9 protein-coding genes are annotated in these 10664 nt (G+C 36.7%); all 9 read left to right on the top strand.

Annotation, left to right across the window (positions count from 1 at the left end):
• Nucleotides 1-709, top strand: a 709-nt coding sequence (locus K6D58_RS06335) for an aspartate/glutamate racemase family protein (RefSeq protein ID WP_296828741.1), incomplete at its 5' end; no start/stop codon positions are given.
• A 96-nt stretch (nt 710-805) separates the two neighbouring features.
• Nucleotides 806-2269 carry a SurA N-terminal domain-containing protein gene (locus K6D58_RS06330; protein ID WP_296828739.1) on the top strand — a complete coding sequence of 488 codons (1464 nt, stop codon included), beginning with the start codon at nt 806-808 and terminating at the stop codon, nt 2267-2269.
• Between the two features lie 3 nt (nt 2270-2272).
• A complete protein-coding gene (locus K6D58_RS06325; protein ID WP_296828737.1) occupies nt 2273-3931 on the top strand; it encodes a 6-hydroxymethylpterin diphosphokinase MptE-like protein in 1659 nt (552 codons plus the stop codon).
• 52 nt (nt 3932-3983) lie between these two features.
• A complete protein-coding gene (locus K6D58_RS06320) occupies nt 3984-4991 on the top strand; it encodes a formylglycine-generating enzyme family protein (protein ID WP_296828735.1) in 1008 nt (335 codons plus the stop codon).
• A gap of 12 nt (nt 4992-5003) precedes the next feature.
• Nucleotides 5004-5984 (top strand): PhoH family protein, encoded by a 981-nt coding sequence (locus K6D58_RS06315; RefSeq protein WP_367182342.1) that lies wholly within the window; start codon nt 5004-5006, stop codon nt 5982-5984.
• Nucleotides 5956-7848, top strand: a complete 1893-nt coding sequence (locus tag K6D58_RS06310; RefSeq protein ID WP_296828734.1) for an HD family phosphohydrolase — start codon at nt 5956-5958, stop codon at nt 7846-7848. The genes K6D58_RS06315 and K6D58_RS06310 overlap by 29 nt, the downstream gene beginning before the upstream one ends.
• Nucleotides 7838-8317 (top strand): rRNA maturation RNase YbeY, encoded by a 480-nt coding sequence (gene ybeY / locus K6D58_RS06305; protein WP_296828732.1) that lies wholly within the window; start codon nt 7838-7840, stop codon nt 8315-8317. The genes K6D58_RS06310 and ybeY overlap by 11 nt, the downstream gene beginning before the upstream one ends.
• A gap of 62 nt (nt 8318-8379) precedes the next feature.
• Complete coding sequence (locus K6D58_RS06300) at nt 8380-9159, top strand: hemolysin family protein (protein WP_296828730.1); 780 nt, start codon at nt 8380-8382, stop codon at nt 9157-9159.
• A 20-nt stretch (nt 9160-9179) separates the two neighbouring features.
• Nucleotides 9180-10589 carry a tetratricopeptide repeat protein gene (locus K6D58_RS06295; protein WP_296828728.1) on the top strand — a complete coding sequence of 470 codons (1410 nt, stop codon included), beginning with the start codon at nt 9180-9182 and terminating at the stop codon, nt 10587-10589.
• The last annotated feature ends 75 nt before the right edge of the window (nt 10590-10664 follow it).

Here is a 10664-nt window from a genome sequence, read left to right as displayed (position 1 = left end):
AAAAGTTGTGAAAAAACTTGGGCTTATTGGCGGTACCGGGCCGGAATCGACTCTTGTTTATTACAGGGAAATCAATCGAATTGTAAATGAAGCTTGCGGTAAAAAGCATTTTCCTGAAATTGCCATAGAAAGCGTGGATTTGTATAAAGCTCTTGAGCTGGTTGCCAATAAGGACTACCAGGAACTTGAATCCTATCTATGGGGAAAAATCCAGAATCTTTTAAATTGTGGCTGCGAGATTATAGCCCTCACTGCAAATACCATGCACATTGTTTATAAGCAGCTTAAGGACAGGCTTTCCAAAAGCAGCAAAGTTCCATTTGTAAGTATTGTTGATACAGCCCGGGAATATGCACAGGAAATGGGTTATAGCCGGGTAGGACTGCTGGGAACAATCTTTACCATGAAGGAAGATTTTTTTAAGAAGGAATTCAGTAAGACTGGTATTGAAGTTTTTATTCCTTCAGAAGAAGAGCTGCCCTGTGTAAATAAAATCATTTATAATGAGCTGGAGCATGGCCTTGTAAAGCCGGAATCTCAGAAGATTCTTATTGAAAATATTGCCCGGATGAAGGCTTCAAGTCAGATTCAGGCAATTGTACTTGGTTGTACGGAACTGCCACTTGCCCTTAACTCTGATAATTCCCCTCTGCCTTGTATTGATATTATGAATATTCATATACAGAAGCTGTGTAAGATGTGCCTGTAAAAACAAATTCACCCTAAAAATACTTTCCTTGACAGATGATTTTTACAATGTTAATATCTTCAAGTTATAATCTTATTTATAAAAAAGGGTACATCGATGTCTGAAGAAAAAAGAAAGATTAATATGGGTGCTGTAGTAATTCTTATTATTTCAGCTGTAGTTTTTATTCCGTTTGGTGGAAGTGCTGTATTTGATGCCTTCTTTAATTCAAACAAAGTTTCATTTGGAAAAATAAACGGTAAAGAAATTGTTTATGAGCCTGGTTCAGAGCTTTTCAATGCTGCTGCAAACCTTTCAAAACAGTACGAAAAAGATTACGGTTGGGATACTAATGATAACCGTATTCATAGAAGGATTCTTAGCAATGCTTATTTTGAAGCAATCCGCAGCAGGATTTATTCTGATGCAGTAGCTGACAGCGGATATGAAGTTCCGGAAGAAGCTGTTGATAAAGCCCTTGTTAAATATTTTTCTCCAGAAGGAAAATTCCTTAAGGCAGCTTATGAACAGCAGTCAGAAGGAGAAATCAAGTCCCTTCGTGAAAACTTTGAAAAGCAGCTTACATTTACAAGATATTCTGACGATCTTTTTGCATCAGAAGGTAATCTTTATGGTGTAAAGTCTTCTGCTAAAGAAATTGATTTTATTGCTTCCCTTGCACAGGAAAAGCATTCATTTGAAACAGCTGCATTTGACACATCTGTATGTCCTGATGAAGTTGCAGTTTCTTACCTTAAAGATAAGGCTGATGACTTTACAAAATACAGCCTTCTTGCAGTTACAATGGATAAAAAGAAGGACGCAGAAGAAGTTCTTCAGTCTGTAAAGAATGGTGATATGGAATTTGATACTGCCGTAACAGAAAAATCACAGAAATATTATACAGGTGATGACGGCAGCCTTAATTCTTCTTATGAATATCAGATCAATGCTATGTTTGAAGAAAGTGCTGATGCAGAAAGTGTAAAGGCTCTTGCTGTTGACGGTATTTCTGATGTTCTTGTAACAAAGCTGGGCTATACTTTCTTTAAGTGTACTGCTGCTCCAGTTAAGGCAGACTTAAAATCAGAAGAAACAGCTAAAGTTGTAAAGGATTACATTAAAAATAACGAATCAAGCCTTATTGAAAAGCATTATCTTGCTAAGGCTGATGAATTTGTATCTGAAGCTTCTGTACACGGATTTGATGCAGCTTGTAAGAAATTCTCTATTGAAAAAACAGAAATTCCTGCATTTGCAATCAATTACCGCTCAAGCTCACTTATTAATTCTACAGCTTCAACTGCACCACTTTCTTCAATCGGAAGGGATAAGGATCTTCTCGAAAAGGTATTCAGCCTTAAAGTAAAAGAAGTAAGTACTCCTTTTGTTACAGGAAATAACGTTGTTGTAGCTATCTGTACAGGCATTCAGAACGATGAAGCAAATACCGTTGGTCTTGATGCAAAAGTATCTAATACTGATTATTATACAGCTACTTCAGCTGTTTCAAGTTATGTTGATGATGAAGCTTTTGCTAAAGGTTATGCAAAGGCTTTCCCTAACAGAAATCAGGATTAGTATTTGACAGATTTTGATTTAGAAAAGCCCCGTCTGGTTGAGTCCGGGCAGGGCTTTCGTTTTTTAAACGTTGAATATAAAAAGCGCTTTCTCTATTCAAAATATGATCCTTACCGTAATGTAAAGACTCTTATAGATAACCTTAATATTCTTGAAGGCAGTCTTCTTGTTATTTCCTCCCCGGGACTTTTTTATGGAATAGAAGAGCTGCTGGATAAAATTCCCCCTGATACATATCTTATTGCTTTTGAAGCTGATCCTGAACTTGCAGCTGTTAGTTCTTCATCTGAACTTTACAAAAAACACAGGGATATTCCTTTATTTACCTGGAATGATTTAAATATTCTTGATGACTACGTAAGGAATCTTTGTCATAAAGGACATGTCAGAAGGGCTCTTTCCATAGAATTTTCTGCAGGTCTTTCGTATTGCAGGGAAAAATATTCACGACTTATGTCCGGCCTTACGGATATTATAGGGGGCTTCTGGAAAAACCGGGTTACCCTTGTAAAAATGGGTCGTATGTATTCAAGAAATGTATTCAGAAATCTTTCCCTTAGAAAAAGCAGCCCTCTTCTTGACGATGTAAGGGCCAGTGTTAAAAAAGATATTCTTGTAATAGGGGCAGGAGAAAGCCTTGATTCTTTTGAATACTGGGATCAGGTAAAAAAAGGTTCCTTTTATGTTATAGCAGTAGATGCTGCCCTGATTCCTTTAAGGGAGAGGGGGATTGTTTGCGATGCTCTTGTTTCCCTTGAGTGCCAGAGCCTTATTGATTCCTTTTATGTTGGAGTAGAGGGTCTGGATAAATCGGTTCTTTTTGCTGATTTGTGTTCAAGAAATGAAGTGTGTTCAAGGTTTAAAAATCGGGTCTTTTTTTTAAGCCAGTATTCACCAGGTCCATTTCTTGATTCCCTTGTAGAGAATAAAATTGCAGCCTCCTTTATTCCTCCTTTAGGTTCTGTGGGACTTGCTGCAGTTTATATTGCATTGAAACTCCGCTTTAATGAGGATGTAAAGGTTTTTACCCTGGGACTGGATTTTTCTTATTCACCGGGACTTACTCATTCAAAAAATGCACCTGCCCATATAGCACGTCTTGCTTCTTCTGACAGAAAAAAGACTGTAGAAAACTATGAAGCTGTTTTTTCTACTGCAAGTTTTTTTGCTCCTGATAAAAGTGGCAAAAATGTATGTACTACTAAAGTTCTTTCCCTTTATGCCAGTCAGTTTAAAAATGAATTCAGGGGAATAAAGAATCTTTATGATGCAGGAAAATCTGGTCTGGATCTGGGGCTTCCTCCTGCAGATAAAATATTAATTGAAGAATCCATAAAAAAATCCCGGACTAATGAGGGTGTAATTAATGAAAAAGCCTTGCAGGGCAGCTGTCCTTTTGTTTCTGATTTTCTTCGTAAAGAAAAGGAAGAGCTGGAAGAAGCCTGTGATCTTTTAAGCAGGGGAGAAGAGTCTTTATATAGAAAAAAAGATTTAAGTCTGGATGTTCAACTTAAAATGCTTCTTGAAAAGAAAGATTATCTTTACCTGCATTTTCCTGACGGCTTTGAATACAGCGGGGATGTTCAGTTTTTAAAGAGGGTTAAGGCAGAAATCCTGTATTTTCTTAAGCAATGCAAGATTTCTATACAAAATTCAGTATAAATGTTATAATTATAGTAAGAATTATAAAATATGGTCGATTCGGAGGAGAATTTTGAACATAAAGAAATTTTTTACTGCTGGTATTTTTTTAACAGGAGCACTTGCTTTTGCAGTGGATCCAAATTTTGATGTTGTAAAAAGCGTTGCTGAAAGAATGGTTGCCGTTGAAGGCGGTACATTTAAAATGGGTGATGCTGAAAACGAAAAAAATGAATCTCCGGTTCATGAGGTAAAGCTTAATTCATTTTATATGAGTTCTACAGAAGTAACACAGGACTGGTATGAAGCTGTAATGGGCTGTAACTATTCTGCAAATAAGGGTGATGACCTGCTTCCTGTAGAAGAAGTAAGCTGGTATGACGCAGTAATTTTCTGTAATAAACTTAGTGTAATGGCAGGTCTTGAACCTGTATATAGTCTTGGTGGTTCTAAAAAGACTGAAGAATGGGGTGACGTTCCTCGTATGGATTCAGATGAGGCTGTAAAAGCAATCTGGGCTGCTATTGCAATGGATGTTACTGCAGATGGTTACCGTCTTCCAACAGAAGCTGAGTGGGAATATGCAGCAAGGGGAGGAAACAATCCTTCTGAGGATCCTTATTCAGGCAGTTCAGTAATAACTGTTTGTGCATGGAATAATGTAAATGCCGCATCTTCTACAAAAGAAGTTGCCCTTAAGAGAGTTAATTCCCTTGGTCTTTTTGATATGTCAGGAAATGTCTGGGAATGGTGTTATGACTGGTATGGAAATTACCGCTATGCTGCAAACGATAATCCTCTTGGAGAAAGTGATGCAAGCATTACTGGTAAAAAAATCCGTCGTGGTGGTTCAGTAAAAAGTGATGCTGTTTTCTGCCGCAATTCCAATCGTGCAAGTTCTGTTCCTGAACTCAGGGGTGTAGATCTTGGTTTCCGTCTTGTTCGTTCTGTAAAGGCAGCAGATGCTGTAGAAGTAAAAGCTGCTGAAGTTCCTGAAGTTCCTTCTGACAGTGTAGAAGCTGCTGATGATTCAGACGGAATTATAGAAGATGTTTTTGTAGACGATGGATTTGCAAAATAACGGATTTTAATTTTGTCTGCATATACCATAATAGTTCCGGATGCCAGAGTTCTTCAAAGGGTATGCGGAACTAATGACAGTAATTTAAAGCTCATTGAATCTTATCTTGGAGAGCCTTTGTTTGCCTGTGGAAATGAACTTTCCATTGATGGAGGAAATCCTGAAAATGAGCAGAAGTTTAACTTTATAATAAACCGCATTTTAGATGAAATTGCAGATGGTTCTTCTGAACTTTCTGATTGTGAACTTATAGAATCTGTTTTAAATAATGTTCCCCTTTCTGTAAAAAGAAGTGATGAGAGGGAGCACGAACTTTTTGTAAGAAATTCAATAACAGTAAGCGGCGGCTTAAGAAGGGTTTATCCTAAAACAAGAGGTCAGTCTGATTTTATTCAGCTTATGAGAAGTTGTGACCTTGTTTTTGCTGTAGGCCCTGCAGGCTCCGGAAAAACATTTCTTGCTGTAGCAGAAGCCCTTCGCCTTCTTTTAAGTCATCAGGTTAATACAATCATACTTACCCGTCCTGTTGTAGAAGCAGGTGAGAGTCTGGGCTATCTTCCTGGTGCTCTTGAAGATAAAATTAATCCTTATATCAGGCCTCTCTTTGATGCAATGAATACAATTCTTCCAAGGGAAAGCGTAAAAAGACTTTGTGAAAGTTCAGCAATAGAAATTGCTCCCCTGGCTTATATGAGGGGAAGAACACTTAATGACTGTGCCGTCATTCTTGATGAAGCCCAGAATACTACCCCTGAACAGATGAAAATGTTTTTAACCCGTCTTGGGGAAAATTCCAAAATGTTTATTACAGGAGATATTACTCAGATAGATCTTCCTAAAAAAATTCCATCAGGACTTGTTCATGCCCTAAAGGTACTGGATGGTCTTCCTGGAATTGCCATAAAAAAACTTACTGCAGAAGATGTGGTAAGAAACGAACTTGTCAGGAAAATTATCAGTGCATATGAAAATGAAGAAAGACAGAATGGATGAACCGGCCGATAACCTGAAGAAGACTTTTTCTTCAGCAATGAAATATCTTTCGGTAAATTATAAAAAGATTATCCTCATTACAGTTACTTTAATGGCTGCTTTAGTTTTTGCCTTTATAAAAACTGCTTCAGCAAACACTTTCAGTTCTTACAATATTAATGAAATTGAAGTTAATTGGGTTCCGGATAAAACTATTGTTGCAACCAAAACCCTTCCTGCAACTGCTGCAGATTCTACTGTTGTAGAAAAGGGGGAAGTGATTGCAAAAAAACAGATTCCTATTGATGAGATTCAGTATAAAAAACTTAAGAAGATGGCAGAAACTGCTTCTTATGTAGATTACAGGGCTTTTGCCAATTCAGCTTTGTATCATGTGGTTCTTGTAGTACTTGTTTTCTTTTTTGCCAGCAGGGTTTTCTTTCCGGGGGGCCTGGAATTTAAAGAACTTTTTACTGAGTGTATTTTTTATGTTGCCATATTCTGTTCAGCGGTAATAGCAAATAAAAGTGTGGAGTTTTCTTCTCCTTATACAACCTGTATGTGGATTCCTGCGGTATTCTGTGTTTTTATTGTTGCCATTCTTTTTGGTCAGCTGAATGCAGTATTTTTTTCTATAATAGTTTCTTTTTCTGTTCTTAATGCCTGTGCTTATGAAATTGAACCTTTTATTTTTACTCTGGCAACAACCCTTACTGCCAGCCGCATAGTTCACAAAATTGAACGCCGTACTGATATGGTTGCAGCTGCAATTGTTCAGGCTGTGCTGAATGTGGTTTTCCTTCTTGTTATAAAAATTATTTTTAATTCATCACTTTCTGAAAAATGGATTTCCATGTTTGGTGTGGCCCTTAATGGTTTCCTCTCCGGAATTCTTTGTCTTGGTATGCTTACACCTCTTGAAGTAATCCTTAACACTGCTTCTCCATTCCGTCTTATGGAACTTAGTGACCTTAATAATGCTACAATGAAAAAAATGCTGGTTACTGCCGGCGGAACATATAATCATTCCATGATGGTTGCTTCCCTTGCTGAATCAGCCTGCCGTGAGATTGGTGCAAATTCCCTTCTTGCCAGAGTTGGTGCTTATTATCACGATATTGGAAAAATTGAAAATCCAGAATACTTTGTAGAAAATCAGACTGGTATTGATAACGTTCATAATTCAATTAATCCGTCACTTTCTGTAACTGTTATCAGAAGTCATGTTAAGCGTGGTGTAGAAAAAGCCTATGCTTTAAGACTGCCTGGTCCGGTTATTGATATTATAAGTGAACACCATGGAAATCAGGTTCTTTCGTATTTTTATAATGAAGCTAAAAAAATTGATCCTGATGTAAATCCTGATGATTATTCTTATACAGGAAATCCTCCGTCTACAAGGGAAAGTGCTGTTGTAATGCTGGCAGATACTGTAGAGGCTGCCTGCAGAACTCTTGAAAAAAAATCCGTGCCTGCCCTGGATAAATTTATTACTACTCTTATAAACGGAAAAATCGAACACGGTCAGCTTGATAACTGTGGACTTACTTTTAAGGATATAAATATTATTCATGATTCCTTTGTACAGATTCTTACAGGTTACTATCACTCAAGAATTGAATATCCTGAGCAGAAGGAAAATGCAGAAAAGGAACAGAAGGTTCAGGAAAGTATTGGAGCTGCAAAAGAAGCAGAAGTAAAGTCAGAAGAAAAAACTTCCGTAAAAACAGAAAATAAATCAGAAGTTAAAAGTGCAGCTAAAACAGAAACAAAGTCAGAGAGCAAAAGCCCTGTAAAAACAGAAGGAAGAACTTCTGCAAAAAGTACGGCTAAAAGTGAAGAAACAAAAAGCCGCAGAACAAAAGGAAAGACAAATGCCAAATAGAATACTTGTTGATGTTGAAGAAAATTATCCGGAGCCAGCCTGGCTTAATAAAATAGAAGCTTTTGCAGATAAGGTTTTGTCTGCCTGCGGATATGACAGGGAAGAAGTTTCATTCCTTTTTTGTTCAGATCCTTTTATTCAGAATCTTAATGCTGAATACAGAAAAATAGATTCTCCAACAGATGTGTTAAGTTTTGAAAATGGAGAAAGCTACACTGATGAAGAGGGAAATGAATGGTTTTCTGCAGGGGACATTGTAATCAGTCTTGATACACTGCCAAAAAATGCAGAATACTTTGAAGTAGATGAAGATGAAGAACTTAAAAGACTTATAGTTCATGGTATTCTTCATCTTAATGGCTATGATCATGGGGAAGAGCATGTAGAAAAGGGAAAGGAACCTGACTGTGAAATGCTTATTCTTCAAAAAAAGATAATGAAAGAAGTAGAAGATGAACATTTAATGTAAATGTAACATCAGCTTTAAATAATTATTTTTTATTTTATATAACAGGAAAAAAATACAAGAAAATGGGACTATTTGGTTTAGGAAAAAAGAAAGAAAAAAAAGAAAAGCTTGATACTGTAGAGTCACTTCAGGAAGAAATTCTTGCAGAAGAAAAAAGTGACATGATTCAGGGTGTAGAAGATTTAAGTGAAACAACAGTAAAGGAAGTTATGATTCCCCGTATTGATGTTGATTTTATTGCCCTGGGCAGTCCTGATGAAGAAGTAATTGCTAAAATTGTTAAAAGCGGTCATTCAAGGTTTCCGGTTTATTCCGGTTCAATTGATAATGTAATCGGTATTCTTTATGTTAAGGATTTGATTGTTAAGTTCAGTGAGCATGCACCCCTTAATCTTGAAAACACAATCCGCAAGGCTTATTTTGTTCCGGAAAGTAAACGTATTGATGTTCTCTTAAGGGAATTTAAAAGGCGTCATGTTCATATTGCCATTGCAATTGATGAATACGGCGGAATGAGCGGCATTGTCTGCATGGAAGATATTATTGAAGAAATTGTTGGTGATATTCAGGATGAATTTGATAATGAAAGGGCAGATATTGTAGCCCTTAGTGATAACATATGGATTTGTGATGCCAGAACTTCACTGGATGATCTTAATGAAGAAATTAAATCCAATTTCCCTACAGAAGATTTTGATACTCTTGGTGGATTTGTTTTTGATCTCTTTGGTAAGATTCCTGTTAAGTTTGAAAAAGTAAACTGGAAGAATTATGACTTTATCGTTCAGGAAATGGAAGGACATAAAGTTAATGTAATAAAGATAATCTGTCACGATTCATAAAAAAGTTTGGGGAGGGGATTATGTTTTTTAGAGCAGGTATTAAAGTAAGGATTCTTTCAGCTGTTTTTTTATTTGCAGCACTTTCTGCTTTTTCTAATGATGCACTTTCTCTTTTTAAAAAGGGACAGGAATGTCAGGAAGAAGATGACTACTTTTCAGCAATAGAAAATTATCGTGAAGCCATAACTTATAATCCTCAGTATGGTCAGGCCTGGTACAATCTTTCTCTCTGTACATATTATCTTGGTGAATATGATCTTGCCCTGGAATATATAAATGAAGCCTTAAAATATGCAAAGAATTATTCAGAAATGCTTAACCTTAAAGGCCAGATTTATGTAGCAGGTGGTAATGTAGATGAAGCAAGAAAAATATTTTCTTCCATTCTAAAAGATTATCCAAACAGTGTAGATGCAAGATTTGGTCTTGCTGAACTTGATCTCTTTGAAGGAAGTTTAACTACTGCAGAAAAGAGATATCTTGATGCCCTTAAAAGGGATGGCAGAAACAGAAAGGCTCTTTTGTCCCTTGCTCTTGTAAGTGCAGAAATGGGAAAGAGTGATGCAGCTGAACGTTATATTAATCTTGCCCTGGAATACCATTCAGGAGAAACAGGAGTTCATTATCTTGCTTCCTATCTTGCCTGTAAAAGAGGTGACTTTGAAGAAGCAGAACGCAGGGCCAGAAGTGCTGTTCAGATAGATGGTAATTTTGATAAGGCTTATGAACTTTTATCAGGAATTCTTTATACCCAGGGACGCTTTAAGGAAGTAGTGGATTTATGTGATTTTAGAATCGGCCGCAACAGAAATCTTAGTGCAGCCTGGTATCTTAAGGCTAAGGCCCTTTCTAAACTTAACAGAATTGATGAAGCTATTACAGCTTATAATACAGGTCTGACTTTAAATCCTCAGGATGAAATCATGCGTTTTGCCCTGGAAAATCTTATTGCAACAGAACTGGATCTGGAAGATCCAAAGAGGGAGCAGTGGGAAAAATATCATCTTGAAAAAGCTGCAGATTATGCAAGAAACTTTGATGGTATGAGTGAACGCTATGAATACCAGAAGGCTTTAAGTATAAATCCTCTGGATCAGGAGGCAAGACAGAAGTTTGCAGACATGCTTGAAAAAGAAGGTCTTTATGAACTCTATCTTCATCAGCTTAAATTCATAAAGGAAAATTTTTACGAAAAAGAAGAAGCTGAAAAAAGCAAACAGTATACTGAAAACAGTCCTGTGCGCCAGAAATCAGTTCAGGAACAGAGAAATGATGATATAATCGCTTCCCTGGAAAACCTTATGGAAGATAATCTTAGTGCCAAATGGAAGGTTGACCCATTTTACTTTGATAAGAGCAGGTGGAGTATAGGCATTTATTATGTAAATACAACAGTGCAGCTTTTCTTTTTTTTCTTTCTTTTTTCCTAAACCAAATAGTCCCATTTTCTTGTATTTTTTTCCTGTTATATAAAATAAAAAATAATTATTTAAAGCTGATGTTAC

The organism is Treponema sp. (assembly GCF_024696245.1).
Classification (GTDB): Bacteria; Spirochaetota; Spirochaetia; order Treponematales; family Treponemataceae; genus Treponema_D.
Note: the sequence above shows the minus strand (reverse complement) of the source record. Positions and strands in the feature narration are given on the sequence as shown.

What these genes read in the sequence shown, in the direction of transcription:
- K6D58_RS06330 (WP_296828739.1), top strand. Translation starts at nt 806, where the DNA reads ATGTCTGAAGAAAAAAGAAAGATTAATATGGGTGCTGTAGTAATTCTT.
- K6D58_RS06310 (WP_296828734.1), top strand. Translation starts at nt 5,956, where the DNA reads ATGAAAATGAAGAAAGACAGAATGGATGAACCGGCCGATAACCTGAAG.
- ybeY (WP_296828732.1), top strand. Translation starts at nt 7,838, where the DNA reads ATGCCAAATAGAATACTTGTTGATGTTGAAGAAAATTATCCGGAGCCA.
- K6D58_RS06300 (WP_296828730.1), top strand. Translation starts at nt 8,380, where the DNA reads ATGGGACTATTTGGTTTAGGAAAAAAGAAAGAAAAAAAAGAAAAGCTT.
- K6D58_RS06295 (WP_296828728.1), top strand. Translation starts at nt 9,180, where the DNA reads ATGTTTTTTAGAGCAGGTATTAAAGTAAGGATTCTTTCAGCTGTTTTT.